The sequence below is a fragment of the Chitinophaga sp. LS1 genome, assembly GCF_034274695.1.
GTDB lineage: Bacteria > Bacteroidota > Bacteroidia > Chitinophagales > Chitinophagaceae > Chitinophaga.
Genome location: NZ_CP128362.1, coordinates 6,499,662 through 6,517,775 on the forward strand (window position 1 = coordinate 6,499,662; position 18,114 = coordinate 6,517,775).

Here is an 18,114-nt window from a genome sequence, read left to right on the forward strand (position 1 = left end):
TATATTAACAGATGAATATTTTATTTGCTCAATCTTACGTTCGCACCAAGGGTAAACACACGGGGCTGCGGGTAAAAACCGCCGTCAACACCAGCACTCAGCGGGTCCCATGATCCGATCTCAGGATCCATTCCTTTATAGTTTGTAATGATAAATGCGTTGGAGACATTGAAATATACCCTCAGGTATTTAATGCTGGCTTTAGAAAGCTGCTTTCCAGAGAAAGTATATCCTAAAGAAATATTTTTACATCTTACAAAGGAGCCATCCTCTACGAATTTGTCCGAATTCCTGTTGTTATCATTAGTATTATCATTTCTAAGCCCTGGGATCCTTGTTTCCGGGTTAGTCACTCTTACGTTATTGATATCAGTGGCTTCTCCGGCGGGATCAATTAAAGTAACTTTCGCATAGTCGTTTAATGACTTGAAATAACCAAAGCTGGTACCAGGGTATTCTCCATTTACGCGAAGCTGGTTAAAAACTTTGTTACCAAAGTTTGCAGCAAAAAATATATTCAGATCAAGATTCTTATAGGAGAAAGTATTATTGAAACCAATCTGGTATTTCGGTATAGGAGAACCCAGAAACGTTTGATCATGTTCATCAATAATGCCGTCACCATTCAGATCTTTGAACTTCAGATCACCATACCAGATGCTTCCGCCGGCAGCCCCTACTGGCAATGGCACGCCATTTTTAGTGGGTCGTGCGTGTGTTTCTAAATCTTTTTTGGTTGCATATACGCCTCCATCAATAACATATCCGTAAAACTCGCCGATAGATCTGCCTACAACTGTTTTGTTGTACTGCTTGTCCAGTGAAGCGCCATCTGTATTGAGCCTAAGTACTTCATTAATATTGCGGGAAACGGTTATGTCAGTTTTCCAGGTAAAATTTTGGGTCTTAATACTGGTAGAACTGATCCTGAAATCGATGCCCTTATTATTCACCATACCTACATTCACATACGGCGCGTCCATCGAGCCTGGCGAATAACCAATCGCTGTTCCGGAATACATAGGTAAAGGAATTTGCAGGACGAGACCATCAGTTCTGCGATTATAAAAATCCAGGGAGAAGTTTATTCTCCAGTTAAACAGCGTTCCGTCTACCCCTATGTTGGCATATTTCGTTTTCTCCCATTGTACATAAGGGTTTCCTACATTCTGGGTAAGCTGTGCGATGCCCGTCAGCCCGGTAGCTACAGTACCCAGTGTGGAGGTATAGGCATAATCCCGGATATTCTGATTATTCGTTAATCCATAACCCAGACGCAACTTTAACTCATTAATATTCTTTACTGTTTTCAGAAACCCTTCATTATTCAATTTCCATGCAAATGCGCCTGAGTAGGTAGTCACCCAGCGGTTTTCAACGGCAAACTTTGAAGAGCCGTCTGCACGAAGATTGGCAGTAAACAGGTACTTATCATTGATACCAAAATTAATACGGCCAAAGTACGATTCCTGGGCATTTTGTCCTTTACTTCCGCTATTGGTGGCAGTGGTTGGATCACCACTACTGATTACCTGCACATTATTGGAAGGGAAATTCGATCTGGATGCACCGACACCTTCACTGGTGCCAAGTTGCGCTTCATGTCCCAGTAATACATTTACATTGTATCTGTTTTTAAACAGATGTGCATATGTAAGGAAGTTCCTTATCGTTGTATATAAATTTTGCGAATATTCGTAAGACGCGCTGTTGGTATTATTTTTTACAAGGCCAAAGGTATAGGAAGGGTTAAAACGATCTTGCGTTGCCATCGAAAAGCTTGCTGTTGCTTCATTCCGAAGGCTCAGATCTTTGGTAAAGGCAACTTCAGCATATAAATTTCCAAAAAGCTGATTCCTTTTTGCCAGGTCTTTATTAATGAGGGCTATCGCATAAGGGTTCACGGTACTATTCACCCATCCATTCGGATTATAAGCCCCTCCCCAGCTACCGTCCTCATTTTTTACAGCGATATCGGGCGTCTGACTTAATGCAGTGTTAATTACATTCGAGCTGGTCGAATTCACACTCTCTTTCATACTAACTAATTGCAGGCTGGTACCAATTTTTAACCAACTGGTTGTTCTATTGTCCAGATTGAGTCTTAATGAAATCCTTCTGAAATTGGAGCCAAGGGCAATACCTTCCTGGTTGAAATAAGACCCTGACAGCAGATACTGTGTTCTTACATCTCCTCCATTAATAGTTAAAGTATGGTTGGACATCGGCGCATTTCTGAAAAGTTCTTCCTGCCAGTTAGTGCCTTCACCCAGGTACTTTGGATTTACAAATTCCGGCCGGGTGTCAAATCCCCATCCTAAACCTGTATTCCTTTCATTTATAAAAGTTGCGTATTCCCTTAAATTCATCACAGGCAACTTTTTTGGTATTTGCTGGTAGCCTGCATACATGTCATACGAAATACTAGGCGGAGCCACCTGTCCTCTCTTGGTGGTGATTACTATTACCCCATTTGTTGCCTGTGAACCGTAAATGGCTGTAGCGGATGCATCTTTCAACACATCAATAGACTCAACTTCAGAAGGATTGAGCCCTGCCAATGGATTCACTCCCGAGCCCAATGAAGCTGTACTGCCAATGATGATTCCATCTATTACATACATCGGAGAACCTCCGCCAAAAGAAGACAAGCCACGGATCTGTACAGACACAGCTCCACCTGGTTGACCTGATATTTGTTGAACCACTAATCCGGAAACCTTTCCCTGTAAAGCCTGGTCCAGGGTTACTGGTTGTGTTTTACGAATCTCTTCACCGGAAACCGAAGAGATGGCGCCGGTAACGTCTGGCCGTTTTACTTTGCCATAACCAATTACTACCACATCTTCCAGCTGTGAAATATTCTCAGTCATTTCTACTTCGACGAAGGTGGTTTTGGCAAAAATTTCATTTTTCTGGTAACCAATCATGGAAACTACTAATACACTTCCAGTAGAAGCATCTATCGTAAACCTTCCGCTTTCATCGGTAATAGCGAAACGGCTTGTATTTTTTAAGGTAACGGTCGCTCCCGGAATTGGAGACGATTTATCTTTACTGATGATTCTACCATTAATTTTGGTTGTTTGTGCGGAGAGGTTTATACCAGACAGGAATCCCAAAAGGATACCCAATAGCGGTAGTATTCGCAAGCGAATCATTTTGGTTGACTTCATTTTTCATAATTTTAACGTACGTGGATGATGATCCTCTGCTGACATTCTTCAGCGAGGAGGACATTTTATAAAGTCAGAACATAGTTGACAGGAGCGCGGCAATGGTTTGCGCTGTCCTCATAAGTCACTTTTTCTTATATGATTTGTAAGAACCTCAGATTCAATAACCTGAGGTGAACGATTAAGTAAAGGGATTAAAAAAGGAAACAGGTGATCTGGATCTGCAATATAGGCAGATGGACTTGCCAATAAGTCTCCATACGAGACATAGGGCGGCAAGCGAAGTAGCAGCAATTGTAGTTTCATATACGTGGATTGAATATTGTAAAGCTATTCTGAAGTTGTCGGAAACAGGGGGGTCAAATGATTCAACAAGGGGGGACAAATGTTACAAATGACTGAATATCATAGGTAATATTTCGATGAACAGGTTATTAAAGACTTTTATTCTTAAGGTTTTCCACATACTCGGAAGGTGTAGTTTTGAACTCTTCTTTGAAAAGCTTACGGAATATTTTGGGATCATTAAATCCTACCTGGTATGCCACCTCAGAAATAGACAATCCACTTTTAGCAAACAATTGAACAGCTCTTTTCAAGCGGATCGAACGTATAAAATCCAACGGCGACTTGCCGGTTAGCGAATGTATCTTTCTGTATAAGGTAGCCCTGCTCATATACATTTCCTTACTGAACTCATCCACTGAAAATTCCGCGTTGTCTATTTGATTTTCAATAATTTCCAATGCCTGTTTAAGGAATTTTTCGTCTACGGGGGTTATAGTTACCTCTCCGGGATTGACCTCAATCTGCTTTTGGAACCTTTTCTGCAATAATCTTTGCTGGGCCAGCAAATTATTAATGCGTGAAGCCAGGATCTCAAAGGTGAATGGTTTCGTAATGTAATCGTTTACGCCTGCTTTCAACCCCTCCAGTTGTTTTTCTTCACTTCCCATGGCAGTGAGCAGTATGACAGGAATATGTGCGGTGAGCATTTCGCTTTTAATTTTTTTGGCGAACTCAACACCGTCCATTAAGGGCATCATGATGTCGCTTACCACAAGATCAGGATTTAACAGTTTTACTTTCTCCCAGCCTTCCTTTCCATTTGTGGCTTCTTCAATATGATACTCCCCTCTCAGGTTATCCTTTAAATAAAAGCGTATGTCTTCATTGTCTTCAACTATGAGTATTGTCTTCTTCCTGTCACCTTTTTTATGCGTTTCAACTACTATTTGCTCCCCATCTTCTGAGAATATGGGACTAGTTAAGGTTCTACCTGAAGCAACATATATTTTTCTTGCGGGAAGCAATACTGTGAAACAGGTACCCTGATCTGGTTCGCTTTTAACAGTGATGATGCCGTTATGTAATTTTACAAACTCTTTTGTGATGGCCAGGCCTATACCGGTTCCCTGGTTTACCATGCTCTCCGGAACATCTGTCTGAAAAAACCTTTCAAATACCCTTGCCTGTTGATCCGCGGGGATACCAATACCTGAATCTTCTATTTCGATAGCCAGCGTTCCATCGTCCTCACTATTTTCCGGTTGTTTATACGTCAGTTTAACGCTTACCGTTCCGTTATCATGCGTATATTTAAAAGCATTGGACAGCAGGTTGAATAAAATCTTTTCAATTTTATCCTTATCAAAGTAAACCTCCAGGCTATCTATGTTAGACGAGAATGAAAATCTGATCGTCTTTTTTTCTGCAAGATCCGTAAAAGAATCACTGGTTTCCTTGCAAAATCTGACGATATCACCTATTGAGGGATGCAATTTTATTTCCTGTACGTCCATCTTCCTGAAATCGAGCAGCTGATTTACAAGATTTAATAAGCGTTTAGCATTACGCTGTACCAGATTTAATTGTTTAACCTGTTCTTCATCCACAGTCTGTTTAATGATCTTATCCAACGGCGCTATGATAAGGCTTAACGGCGTGCGGAATTCGTGGCTTACATTGGTAAAGAATTTCGTCTTTACCTGTTCCAGTGCATGTGCTCTTTCTGCTTCTGTGCGTTGTTGCCGAACTTCAAAGCGCATATGTATCCTGTCTAATGTAATACGCCGGATAAGCAAAAACAATCCAGTAATGATCAACAGGTATATAATATAAGCGATAGAAGTTCTCCAAAATGGGGGTTCAATATTGATCTGCAGTGTTTTTACATCACTCCACAATCCGGCCCTGTTCAAAACTTTTACTTTGAAAACATAATGACCTGGATTAAGATTTGTATAGGTGGCTCTCCGCTGGTTGCCATCGGCATACAACCAGTCTTCATTAAATCCTTCCAGCATGTATGCATATTTATCATATGCATTATGAAAAAAATCCAGGGCAGCAAAGTCAATAGAGAAAACATTTTCTTTATATTTCAGGTCAATACTTTGAAGCTGAGATAAAGAACGTTTGAGTAGCACCCGGTTGTTGACGGATTCTCCGGGTTCAACATTCTTATTTAATATCTGAAAACCGGTGAAAACAATCTTAGGATGATAAACGGGTTTATTGATAACAGCAGGATTAATAATGTTAAAGCCCGAGGGTCCGCCAAAGATCAATTCGCCAGTGCTCGTCTTTAATGCTGCGTTATCGTTGAATTCACGGTTTTGCAGGTTATTGGTGGCATCATAACTGATGACAGAAAAAACAACATGGTTATTATCCTGGTGCGGTATGGCGTTACATAGCCCATTAGGCGTGGAAATCCAAAGCGTTTGATGGTTATCCTCAAGAATATTCAGGATCATATTATCGGGAAGACCGTCAGCTATTGTGAATGCCTGAAACTCCTTTTTTTGATCATCAAACAAATTCAGACCTTCTCTGGTTCCTACCCAAATCCGTCCCTTACTATCTTCCAAAAGACAGATAATACCATTATCGCTCAAACTATTCCTCTTATTTGTATCCTGATAAAAAACAGCCGCAGTTTTATTCTTTTCCATCACCCCAATACCTGAGGCTGTCCCAATCCATAAATTGCCCTTTCTATCCTGCATCATAGCGGAAACATAATCGGAAGGTAAAACTCCCTTTCCACTTTTATAATGATGAAACTGATTTGTTTGTTTGTCAAAACGATCTAGTCCCCCTCCCAATGTGCCGATCCACAAATTCCGATCGCTGTCTTCAAAAATTTCCCAGACTTTGTCATCTGCCAGACTTGAAGAATCATTGTCACTATGCCGGTATCGGGTGAATTTCTCACCGTCGAAACGATTGAGCCCTCCCAGGTAAGTTCCTATCCAAAGTATATCTTCATCATCTATCCACAAACTCACTATTACATTTTCGCTTAGGCTGTTTTTATTTTGGGGATCGTACAGGTACTGTTTGAAAGTATTATTTTTCCTGTCAAAATAAATCAATCCTCCGCCATTGGTACCAATCCAGATATTACCTACCTTGTCTTCAGCAAACCGGTTTACATCATCGAATTGCAGGCTTTTTGCATTTAATTCCTGGTGATGATAATATGAAAACTGAACGATATTACTATTATAATAATTCACGCCTTGCTTGTAGGTTCCCAGCCAAATAATTCCCTGATCATCCCTATACATGGTAGTGATACTGTTTTGGCTGATGCTCTTAGGATCATTGGGGTTATTTACCAGATAACTGGTGTTGAGGCCGTTCTTCTTATCGATCAGCGTTACCCCTCCATGATCGGTTCCGACCCAGATCAAACCATTACTATCCTGCACAACCTGGCTGACCAGTTCTGAATTCAATCTGGTTGGATAAGAATGCTTATCAAACTGACTGATGGTATTATCGGCCGGGTGAAAAAGAAAAATGCCAAAGTTGTACCCCCAAAGCCAGATATCGCCATCATTATCTATAAAAAGACGATAGAAGTTATCACCTTTATGCCGTTTCTGTAAAGCAGTGGTGGAAGAAATTATTTTGTCCTGATGGATGTCATATTCCTGTAAAAAACCGGATTGATATACCAGCCACAACTTTCCGTCCTTTGTTTCATTTATGGAAGTAATCTTTTCAGTAAGAGAAACAACTTTCTGCTTAAATGGCTTTACAACTTTATCACTATCCGAGTACAAAAACAAACCCTTGTCTTCATACAGGAACCAGTATCTATGGTTGTTTCCTTTTACTATATTAGAAATAGCACCGGATGGCAAACCGATGGAATGTAAATAGTTATCATAGTTGGTATTAAACTTCTCTGTATCCGGATTATAAATACAGGGACCGCCCATTGTTGACACCCATAGTTTTTTATCCGGAAGCTCATAAAGTGACAATATATTGTTGTCCCTCAGTGAAGAACTGTCATTATGATCTTTACGAAAAATTCTACAGGAATATCCATCATAGCGATTAAGGCCATACGTAGTTCCAAACCATAAAAACCCGTCCCGATCTTTTAACAATGCGGTCACCTGATTATGTGACAGACCGTTATAGGTATTAAGCCTGGAAAAATTATAATGTTCGCTTTGTGCTAAAACAGAAAGAGATTGTAAAAACGGAATAATCCAGAAAAGGTAACGCATTGCATCAGGTTTGACATTTAAAAAATTGCGTTTTCCAACTAAAACCAGGTCTACAATCTCGTAATATAGGAGCTAATAAATTTAACAGAAGTATGAGTTTCATAAAAAAGCTGAAATATCACTTCAAAAAAGGTGTCAAAATAACAATAAAAAAATAAAGAACCAACTCTTCGTAGGGAAACAAATTTCCGATATGTATTATTCTACCTATATAACAGCTTTAACAGGACTTTTCTTTACTTAAAACTGGCTATCAATTTATCATTGATGTGCCGAAATTTTAATGCTTATATTGGGAAAACCAGATACTGCTTTCCAAAAAGGTAATTTCAATTGACATAGTAATTAATTTTACAACATGATTAAAATTCACTAAAAGCAATTAGTGGTTTCATGTTAAGTGTTTTTTGTACAAACTTTTCTATTTATTTTGAAATTATTGATCTATTCCCGGCATCAAGCCTGGTAAATAGTCATTAACGTATCAGCTAGTTTTTTTTTTAATATGCAGACTTCGCTTGGGGCTTCCCACAGATAATTTCTACTATGCCAATTCAATTATTTAACATGAAATCCCTCCTCTTAATTCTATTCCCGGTTCTGCTCACCATTTCTACAACAGGCCAAACACACAATACCGTTAGCTTCCAAAATTCCACAAAGCATCTTTTTTATTGACATCATTTCGGTTACAGTGGGCTTTTTATTGTACAAGGACTTTTGGTCATAACGGGAAAGTGTCCAGAAGCCGCCCCCATTAGGAGATGTTCATATCAAAACTCAGGGAAAACTGGAATTTGATCGGAATACTTTGTAATTTGTGTTCTATGATCCGGTTATATGAAAACTTCAACCAGCGCAGGGCAAAGGTAGAACTATTATATGCTGATGGCGTAATGAACATGGCTTTCTGCCAGTACCACCGTTCTTCCGAGGATGCGTTCTTTATGCCTTACGCTGCACTTACCTACGTACGCGAAGGCCGGAAAGTGGTTTTCCTGAACGGTGAACAATATGATATGAAAACTGGTGATGCGCTTTTCGTTCCGAAAAATTCCATATTATATTCTGATATCCTTGTGAAGAGGGAGCCTTTCGTAAGCCTGAACCTACTGCTTGGCGATGCGGATATCCTGCTCAGTCCCATGGCATGCCATATTACTGACCGTATGCAGCTGCAATATTACGCCAGCGCTCACAACATGAGTCTGAGCACTTTTAAACGATGGTTCAAAAAGAACGTGGGCTGTAGTCCTGGTCAATGGATGATCGAAAAACGTTTACAACAAGCCAAATACCTTCTGCAACACAAGCGTCTATCCGTGAAGGAAGCCTGCTATAGGAGTGGATTTGAAGATGTATCTTACTTTATCCGCAGGTACAAGCTGGCCTTCGGCCATACACCAGGTCAAGTAGCAATTTGACCTTTTTGTCTTATTCCATAATATTCCTACGCTGTACTTTTATCAAAAAAAATATGATCTCACGCGAACAATCCCTACAATTTGCGGACGAATGGGTAGCCGCATGGAACGCGCATGACCTTGATGCGGTACTCGAACATTATACAGAGGATTTTGAAATGAGCAGTCCCTTTATACTACAAATGGGCATCAGCCCGGATGGCCGCCTGAAGGGAAAGGATAACGTGCGGAATTATTGGGAAAAGGCGCTGGTGAAATATCCGGATCTTCATTTCGAGCTGCATGAAATCTTATCATGCATGAATACGGTGATCATTTACTATTCGAGTGTTAATGGAAAGAAAGCGGCAGAATTTTTTGTGTTTGATGAGGATGGGAAGGTGTTTCAGGCGATGGGGCATTACAATTAGAAAGATCGCAGTTAGTTTTGGCTAAGCTATATTGAAACCCCTGGCTACAACCTTCGCCATTGTATCTCGTACGGATGCCATGCATCTTTTAAATGCATGGCATTCTGCATAGCTTATATCTATTTCCCATATTATATAATTATATCCGGTACCAGCTCATGTAATTTCAGTTATTAATTATGTCAAGTCGGTCATTTTAAGAAATTCCTCTCCATTCTTCGTCCCACATTTGCCTAAAATCAAGCACAAAAATGAACTGGACCAAGACGAAGAAAATATTGTTACTCCTATCCGTAGTAATTATTTTATTTGCAGGTATTTATTTCAAATTAAGTGAAAATCAGGCAGCTGTTCAAAACGAAATTAAAGAAGAGCAAAGCCTGGGATGGTATAATGCACAGGCAACTATTGTTCGTGATTCTGTATTTATAGATTCTCTTATATATCGTGGTTCAGTGGAGGCGGGCCAGACTATTTCCGTAACTACTGAAACAGAGGGTAAGATAATTTATTCAGGCATCGAGAAAGGAAAACAGGTATCAAAAGGAACGCTGTTAGCAAAATTAGACCCTGTTACTAAAACAGCCGCGCATAAGATCAATCAGGATGCATATGACAAAGCGGTTAAAGATTATAATAACCTGAAAGCCCTGTTAGCGACTGGTAATGCGTCAGCGATCGAAGTCTCAAATGCAAAATTGCAAATGCAAAATACGGAATCGCAATTAAGTATCAGTGAAAAGCAATTGTCCCAGACAATAGTAACTGCTCCTGCCAAAGGCGTCATTTTTGAGAAGAAAGTAAATATCGGTGAATTTGTTAGTTCCGGCACACAATTATGTGCAATTGCAGCCCTGGACGAAGTTAGAATCACTGTCTATTTACCTGAAACATTGATTGCAGGTATTAGGATCGGTGACAATGTAAAAATAAAAGCAGATGCCTATCCAGGTTTGATATTTTCAGGTAAGGTAAATGCTATCATTCCAGTTTCTTCTGATGCTAAAACTTTCCCCACAGAAATTATAATTAAAAATGATCGTCCATCTAAGCTACTAGCAGGGATGAGTACATCTGTTGTTTTTAACGCAGATAAAACAAGCATAGGCATTGCCATCCCCCGTACTGCTATAACTGCAAATAAAAAAGGAAATTTTGTTTATGTGATCCACAGATCTGACAAAGCAGTATTGACACCTATTACTATTGGAAAATCATATGGTGATTATATAGTGGTATCTGATGGTCTTCATAAAGGAGATACCATCATGATCAATGGTATGCTGAATGCAGCCGATGGTAAGCAAATTCAACATCTGGATATTCACCAATCATTCTAAACTATTTAATGTTTCAATATGAGCATCACCGGACTGGCTATTAAAAGGCCGATCTTATTTATAGTACTATTCCTGATTTTAGGTGGATTAAGTTTTCTTAGTTACCAGAATTTAAAATATGAATTACTCCCAAATCTAGCTACTCCCTCAGTTACCATCATCACCGCTTATCCTGGTGCTTCACCGGAGGACGTGGAAAACAGCGTGACAAATAAAATTGAAGAGGCTGTATCCACAGTTAGCAAAACCAAAAAAGTAAGCGGCAATTCTGCTGAGAATCTTTCTGTTGTTTCTGTCGAGTTTGTGGCAGATGCAGATCAGGACCAGGCATTACAAGATGTTCAGCGTGCTATTAATACTATACTTGCAGACTTCCCCGCTGGCGTGAAGACACCTGTGTTAGAAAAATTCAATGTGAATGATTTACCTGTGGTAAAGCTGGCGGTAACATCAGATCTAAGTGCAGGTGAATTATATGACCTGGTAAATAACCAGATTAAGACAAGATTAGCGCAGCTAAAAGGAGTAGGTAAAGTAAAGATATTAGGAGGGACACCAAATGAGATTAAAGTACTTGCCAGGCAGAATAAACTAACAAGTGCGGGACTACCGATCACCGCTTTGTTTGAAGCCATTCAGAGAGAAAACCTTGACTATCCGGTTGGTACAATTAAAGACGACGATGCGCAATTTGGTGTACGGTTAAGTGGCAAATTGACGGACACCAACCAGGTGAAAAGCATTGTGGTAAAAAAATTCGACGATGGCAGCATTATAAAAGTAGGTGATCTGGCATATGTCCATAGTGGCCCCAGGGAGGAAGATGTGCGCTGTCGTTTAAATGGAAAATCATCAATAGGCATTTTTATAAATAAACAATCTGGATCTAACGCAGCAGCGGTGGCAAAATTGGTCCGGGAGTCCATTGTTGCTATTGAGAACGATTATAAACAGGATCATTTGCAATTCAATGTTGCACAGGATAGTTCTGAATTCACGCTTGCCGCAGCTCATCAGGTATATGAAGATATAGGAGTAGCTATTTTCCTTGTGGCAATGGTAATGTTGGTATTCCTGCATAGTCTTAGGAATGCAGTCATTATCATGGTATCTATTCCTGCATCTCTTTTCAGCGCATTTATCATGATGTATGCGCTTGGGTATTCACTTAATCTGATGACATTACTTGCTATAAGTCTTGTAATTGGTGTATTGGTAGATGATTCAATAGTGGTCCTTGAAAATATATACCATCACCTTGAAATGGGGAAAGATAAAAGAGTAGCTGCCCTGGATGGGCGTAATCAGATTGGTTTTGCGGCCTTATCGATCACGTTTGTGGATGTAGTTGTGTTCTTGCCAATGACATTAGTGACCGGACTGGTAGGCAGTTTGATTAAAGAGTTTTCACTGGTAATTGTTGTATCTACCTTGTCAAGCCTGGTTGTCTCTTTTACACTAACCCCTATAATGGCTTCAAGGTTTTCAAAACTTGAACACCTGGATGCTCAGACATTCTTAGGTAAATTGGGACTTTGGTTTGAAAGCCGGATCCAACAATTGACACAAGGGTATGGGAGACTACTTAACTGGAGCTTAAAACATAAAATCATCATTGGGATTGTTGCTATTTCAACACTTGGAGGGGCTGTTTCATTATTGACAACAGGAATCGTAGGAACTGAGTTCTTACCTGCAGCGGATAAAGGGGAAATGAGTTTGTTTATTGATTTAGAAGCAGGTACAAAACTTAAAACAACAGATTCAACAGTGAAAGTGATAGAGAAAAAGTTGAAAAACATCCCGGAAATAACCAGGACATTTTCAAATGTTGGTTATCAGAATGACGGATTTGATGAAAGATATAATACCAATATTGCTACTATTAATATTACTCTGGTACCAGTAAACGAAAGGGGAAAATCACTGGCAAAATTAGCAAGGGAGGTAAAGTCGCTTGCAATGCAGGTGGCAGGTGTGAAAAGCAGAGTATCACCAATAGGTCTGTTTGGAGCAAATGAGGCTCCTATACAATTATTAGTTACGGGTACAAACCGGGACAGTGTAAACCTGGCTGCTGAAAAGATCTTGCAAATTATTAAATCTATCAGGGGAATATTAAGTCCCCGTTTATCCACTCAGGATGGAAAGCCAGAATTGAAGCTGGTGCTTGACAGGGAAAAAATGGCGAGAATGGGATTAAGTACAGCTGTTATAGGAGAAGCATTACGTATGAGTATTTACGGATATGATGAGATGAAATTCCGTGATCATGATAAAGAAAAGGATATTCATATCCAGTTAAATGAAAGCGACATTAATCATACAGCTAACCTGATGCAGCTGAGTTTTATAAATGAACAGGGACAGGTAGTTTACCTCAACCAGTTTGCGGAAGTATCAAAACAGGCAGGTTCATCAGTACTTAACAGAAGGAACAAACAACCGGCTGTTACTATTTTAAGCCAGGTGTCAAGCCGCCCGGTAGGCGATGTAGGTGAAGATATTAAAAATGCGATAAATGGTTTACATCTCAATAGTAGTATTACAGTGAGATATGAAGGTGACCTGGAAATGCAGGATGATTCATTTGGTAGTCTGATAACAGCATTACTTGTATCCTTAATATTTGTATATCTTATCATGGTATTACTATATAATAACTGGATCTCCCCATTTATTATTCTGTTCTCTATCCCGCTGGCACTTTGTGGAGCATTATTAGCATTGGCCCTGACCGCGAAGTCATTGAACGTATTTGCGATATTTGGTTTAATCATGATGATGGGACTGGTGGTAAAGAATGGTATCCTGTTGGTTGACAGAACAAATGAATTGCTGGGAGACAATGTCAGTACTGGTAAAGTAATTCAGGCTCTGATAGAAGCTGGTGAATCCAGGTTCAGGCCGATCCTGATGACCACCCTTGCAATGGTAATTGGCATGTTGCCACTCGCTTTGGCAAGTGGCGCCTCTGCTGCCTTTAGTAGCGGACTGGCATGGGTACTGATTGGCGGCTTAAGCAGCAGTATGTTCCTGACCCTGGTGGTAGTACCCGTTGTATATTACCTGGTAACAAAGGTAAAAAGACTGTTTCACGCCAGAGGTGGCAAACGCATGGCATATATACCGGCTAAAGCTATCCTGTTATTAATGGTACTTTCCGGTTTCACAATGAGGAGTAAAGGTCAGGAGCAAGTATCGATATCTTTAAAGCAAGCCATTGATTCAGGTTTAAATGCCAACCAACAAATTAAATTAGCTCAGATTGAGGCTAAAAAGGCTAAATACGGCCTGAAGGAAGCCCAATCTTATTTATATCCGCAAATAGAAGCAACGGCTACTTATATGCGTAATATAAAACCTGCTGTATTTTATCTACCAACCTTTAGTGTGAATGCAGCCGGGCAGGTTACCTATGATGCTAAACAACTACAGGCTGTTCCTGCATCTGCTGCAAATGCTTACAATGGTACAGTCAATGTCAGCATGCCTTTATTTAATGCCTCCGTTTTTGGAAATATTAAATCAGCAAAATTGAATGAAGATCTGCAGATGGCAAATTTAGCACTATCCCGCTGGGAGCTTGCTGATGAGATCCGTAAAGCCTATTTCAATATCCTGGTTACAAAGCAGAACCTGGTGACAGCAAATGCAGCATTGAATAGGGCTGAGCAACAGTTAAATGAGAGTAAAGCACTAATGTCAAATGGGTACGCGAGTAGTAATGATACATTGATGGCCTGGAGTAAAGTGTCATTGATGAATATAAATGTTAACAAGGGGCAAACAGCTGTAGAAATGAGCTCCAATTATCTGAAAAGCCTCCTGGACCTTTCCCCTGATGCAGATCTCGATTTGACAGATAGCATATCAATGTCATTATTAGGTAATCAGCAGCAATTATTGGATGAAATATCCAAAGCAGCCAGTAAACGCCCGGATCTTCAGGTGAATGACTGGAAAAGACAGATGGCTCAGCAGGAGATTAGTAATGAAAAAGCCAAACGATTGCCATCTTTAGGATTTGTAGGCCAATATGGTATACAGGCTCAATCCGATAATTTCAAATTCGGTAATTATCAATATCCCAATAGCCTCTTTGTAGGATTACAATTAACCATACCCATTTTTACCGGCTTCAGAACAAATGCCAGCGTGCAACAAAGTATGTTGCAACTGGACCAGCTTTCAGCCGAGCGGGCATTATTGGATAACCAAATGAGCTTACAGATACGTAACAGTATAGCATCGTTAGTAGAGAATAAGAAAAATATAGAACGGTTAAAGGAGGTATGTGCGGCAAGAGAAAGATCCCTTGACTTTATGCGTAATCGCTGGAAGATGGGTTTTGTTAAATATACTGAAGTTGCGGATGCTGATCTGGCATTGTTACAATCAAATAATGACTATACACAAGGTGTCTTTGAATATTTATCCTCCATAGCCACTCTATCTAAGGTGACGGGGAATATCCATTAATATTGTTTTAGGGTTTTGTCAAAAGCAAAACAGTTGTAGGATAAGTAGACGGGCCTGATAGTCATATCAGGCCTCCCTAAAAAACAATGAAGATATGAACAGCCAGCATCTGAATTTGTTCTAAATAGTAGTAAGTTAGCGTATGCGTAACCATAATTATAAATTATTTAGATTTTACGGGTACCCGATCTTTGGGATTTTATTATATCTTTTTTTTCAGCTGATCAATCCAGTCGGGAATTGGTTAAGAGATGTTATGCAAATGGGTATCGGTGAATTCTTTTTACAGATCTTATTCTGTATTGGTTATGCTTCTATTTTATTTGAGCTGGGAATTCAGCTTACACATTTGTTAAATAAATGGTATCCGTGGGAGAGAAGTATAGGTAAAAGGATTGCAATCCAGTTAGGGATTCATAGTGTTATTACCTTACTGCTTATACTATTCTTTTTTGAGGTATATCTATCAATATACTTTCATGATGATACACTCTTCAGGCAGGTAATTATCATTGGGATGATATTGTGCCTGCTCATTAATGCAGTATTTACAGCTGAATACTTTTTCTATAAATGGAATGATGCCAGCGTAAAGAGTTTAGAACTTGAACGTCTTTCCAATCAAGCGCAGCTGGATGTTCTTAAACTGCAATTGGATCCCCATTTCCTGTTTAATAATTTAAGTGCCGCGATTTCATTCATTGAGGACGAGCCAAAAATTGCGATCAATTTTATGAAAAAATTGGTATCAATTTATAGGTATATGCTTTCAAATAAAACCCAACATATTATTTCCTTGCGTGATGAGCTGGATTTCATTAAGGGCTATTTATTTTTATACCAAACCCGGTATGGGGATAGTATTAAAGTTGAAATAGGGGAACTTGCGTTTGCGCACAAATATGGTGTACCACCTTTAACTCTTCAACTGTTGATTGAAAATGCCATTAAGCATAATATGTTTTCCCTGGACCAGCCGCTAACAATTCAGATATATTTTACAAATGAAGAATTGTTGTCCGTTAAAAATAATAAGTCCCCGCGTTTACACAAAGAAAATGGGCTGCAGATGGGATTGAAGAATATTGAGCAGCGATATTTGCTGTTGAATAAGAAGGTGCCTGCTACTATTGATGACATTGATTTTTTTACTGTTGAGATACCTTTAATAAAATTGAGTGATCAGGAATAAATTTTTTAAATGATTACAGCGTTAATTATAGAAGATGAATTGCCCAATATCAAAAGGCTTGAAAAATGTCTTTTGGAATTAGATGTAATTATTTTAGTTGTTGGCAAGCTACAAACTGTTAAGTCTAGTGTGGAATGGTTCCAAATGAACACCCATCCTGATATTGTTTTTATGGATGTTCAGTTAACGGATGGTAACAGTTTTGAAATCTTTAACCAGGTAGAAATTAAGTCTTCTGTTATTTTTATCACAGCATATGATGAATATGCATTGAAAGCATTTCAGGTAAATGGAATTGATTATCTCTTAAAGCCATTAGAAACAGATAAACTTGAACGGAGTATCCGGAAAGTACAGTCAATGAACCACAAAGTAAGAGATGAAAGTCTGGTACAGCTGATAAAAAACATGCAACATAAGCAGGAGGTCTATCGGTCAAGATTTCTTCTTCCTCATCGTGACAGACTGGTACCAATAGGAGGATCAGAGATTGCCTACTTTAAATCTGCAAATAAAAATACTTATTTGATTACTCATAATGGCGATTTGTTTGTTGTTGATCAGACATTGGAAGAATTAGAAAAAGAAATGGACCCTGCCAATTTCTTTAGATTAAACAGACAGTACTTTGTTAGTTTAAAATGTATAAAAGCTATTCATCTTTCTCATAATGGACAATTAAAAATTGAGTTAGCACCTGCGGTCGATGAAGAAATATTAATTAGCCGCGAGCGATCCAACCAGCTGAAGAAATGGCTGAATCAAGCCTGATCCATTAATCTTTGATCATAATCATTATTAGTCACATGCGCTGATTTTCAGCGTACGGAAATCTATTACCAAATAAATAATATCATGAGGAACCTGTGTCTCTTTTTTCTGCTCTTTTTTACCTGTGCTCATGCCAGCGGCCAGTCATCAGGTGGAACGTTTTTCGACAAATTATATTTACCATTCGGTATTGGATATACATTATCACCAGGCGGGGGGATTCAGTCCGGGTTTGTTTTAAGTACCAGTGCGGAGGTAAGGATAAAGGACCGACAGGGTATATTTCTGCGCTTTAACTATAACAGTCGTACTAATAACTACCGCAATGGGGCAGTTGATAATACGAATGCTATTATAGGAAAAATTAATGCAGACGATTTTTTGTTAGGAATGGGATATAGGTGTAAGGTTTACAAGAGGATTAGTGCATTTGCATTGGTGCAGGGCGGAATGAGTGATTATTCTTATCCTTATATAACATCGCTGACCAATGGATACAAGGTATCACAACAGTCAAAAATGGTTCCTGTGATGGCAGGTATTGGTGGTATTGAATTCTATTTCGTTAAAAGTGCCGCAATTTTTATTGAAGGTAGTTATCTCTATCATATTAAACAGCCATTTATAAAAAACAATAACTATGATGTGCCAGGAATTTCAGTAGGTATAACAACAAAACTGTTTTAGTATTAACCGATGCTGAATACAAGGTATCTTTTTTATAAACAGAAATGGGGGTTTGATTCCAGAATATACTGTCGCCATGAATTGTCATCTGCATCAGGTC

At 39.2% G+C, this 18,114-nt stretch carries 9 protein-coding genes; 7 read left to right on the forward strand and 2 right to left on the reverse strand.

The window, feature by feature from the left end; all coding sequences use genetic code 11:
- Positions 1-20: 20 nt before the first annotated feature.
- Positions 21-3,176, reverse strand: coding sequence for a TonB-dependent receptor (locus tag QQL36_RS26620; RefSeq protein WP_321567344.1), 3,156 nt, complete (start codon positions 3,174-3,176; stop codon positions 21-23).
- Between the two features lie 434 nt (positions 3,177-3,610).
- Positions 3,611-7,708, reverse strand: coding sequence for a two-component regulator propeller domain-containing protein (locus tag QQL36_RS26625; protein WP_321567345.1), 4,098 nt, complete (start codon positions 7,706-7,708; stop codon positions 3,611-3,613).
- Between the two features lie 827 nt (positions 7,709-8,535).
- On the opposite strand from QQL36_RS26625, the gene QQL36_RS26630 reads away from it, so the two are divergent.
- The 7 genes from QQL36_RS26630 (at position 8,536) to QQL36_RS26660 (ending at position 18,014) form a co-directional block, all read left to right on the forward strand.
- Positions 8,536-9,132 (forward strand): AraC family transcriptional regulator, encoded by a 597-nt coding sequence (locus QQL36_RS26630; protein WP_321567346.1) that lies wholly within the window; start codon positions 8,536-8,538, stop codon positions 9,130-9,132.
- A gap of 53 nt (positions 9,133-9,185) precedes the next feature.
- The gene (locus QQL36_RS26635; RefSeq protein ID WP_321567347.1) at positions 9,186-9,542 is read left to right on the forward strand and encodes a nuclear transport factor 2 family protein; all 357 of its coding nucleotides are present in this window, start codon (positions 9,186-9,188) and stop codon (positions 9,540-9,542) included.
- Between the two features lie 251 nt (positions 9,543-9,793).
- Positions 9,794-10,882 carry an efflux RND transporter periplasmic adaptor subunit gene (locus QQL36_RS26640; RefSeq protein WP_321567348.1) on the forward strand — a complete coding sequence of 363 codons (1,089 nt, stop codon included), beginning with the start codon at positions 9,794-9,796 and terminating at the stop codon, positions 10,880-10,882.
- Positions 10,883-10,900: 18 nt separating this feature from the next.
- On the forward strand, positions 10,901-15,364 hold the full coding sequence (locus QQL36_RS26645; protein WP_321567349.1) for an efflux RND transporter permease subunit: 4,464 nt from the start codon (positions 10,901-10,903) through the stop codon (positions 15,362-15,364).
- A 256-nt stretch (positions 15,365-15,620) separates the two neighbouring features.
- Positions 15,621-16,556 carry a sensor histidine kinase gene (locus QQL36_RS26650; RefSeq protein WP_321567350.1) on the forward strand — a complete coding sequence of 312 codons (936 nt, stop codon included), beginning with the start codon at positions 15,621-15,623 and terminating at the stop codon, positions 16,554-16,556.
- 9 nt (positions 16,557-16,565) lie between these two features.
- A complete protein-coding gene (locus QQL36_RS26655) occupies positions 16,566-17,327 on the forward strand; it encodes a LytTR family DNA-binding domain-containing protein (RefSeq protein WP_321567351.1) in 762 nt (253 codons plus the stop codon).
- Between the two features lie 84 nt (positions 17,328-17,411).
- On the forward strand, positions 17,412-18,014 hold the full coding sequence (locus QQL36_RS26660; RefSeq protein ID WP_321567352.1) for a hypothetical protein: 603 nt from the start codon (positions 17,412-17,414) through the stop codon (positions 18,012-18,014).
- The last annotated feature ends 100 nt before the right edge of the window (positions 18,015-18,114 follow it).

What these genes read in the sequence shown, in the direction of transcription:
- QQL36_RS26640 (WP_321567348.1), top strand. Translation starts at nt 9,794, where the DNA reads ATGAACTGGACCAAGACGAAGAAAATATTGTTACTCCTATCCGTAGTA.
- QQL36_RS26660 (WP_321567352.1), top strand. Translation starts at nt 17,412, where the DNA reads ATGAGGAACCTGTGTCTCTTTTTTCTGCTCTTTTTTACCTGTGCTCAT.
- QQL36_RS26655 (WP_321567351.1), top strand. Translation starts at nt 16,566, where the DNA reads ATGATTACAGCGTTAATTATAGAAGATGAATTGCCCAATATCAAAAGG.
- QQL36_RS26620 (WP_321567344.1), bottom strand. Translation starts at nt 3,176, where the DNA reads ATGAAGTCAACCAAAATGATTCGCTTGCGAATACTACCGCTATTGGGT.
- QQL36_RS26630 (WP_321567346.1), top strand. Translation starts at nt 8,536, where the DNA reads ATGATCCGGTTATATGAAAACTTCAACCAGCGCAGGGCAAAGGTAGAA.
- QQL36_RS26635 (WP_321567347.1), top strand. Translation starts at nt 9,186, where the DNA reads ATGATCTCACGCGAACAATCCCTACAATTTGCGGACGAATGGGTAGCC.
- QQL36_RS26645 (WP_321567349.1), top strand. Translation starts at nt 10,901, where the DNA reads ATGAGCATCACCGGACTGGCTATTAAAAGGCCGATCTTATTTATAGTA.
- QQL36_RS26625 (WP_321567345.1), bottom strand. Translation starts at nt 7,708, where the DNA reads ATGCGTTACCTTTTCTGGATTATTCCGTTTTTACAATCTCTTTCTGTT.
- QQL36_RS26650 (WP_321567350.1), top strand. Translation starts at nt 15,621, where the DNA reads ATGCAAATGGGTATCGGTGAATTCTTTTTACAGATCTTATTCTGTATT.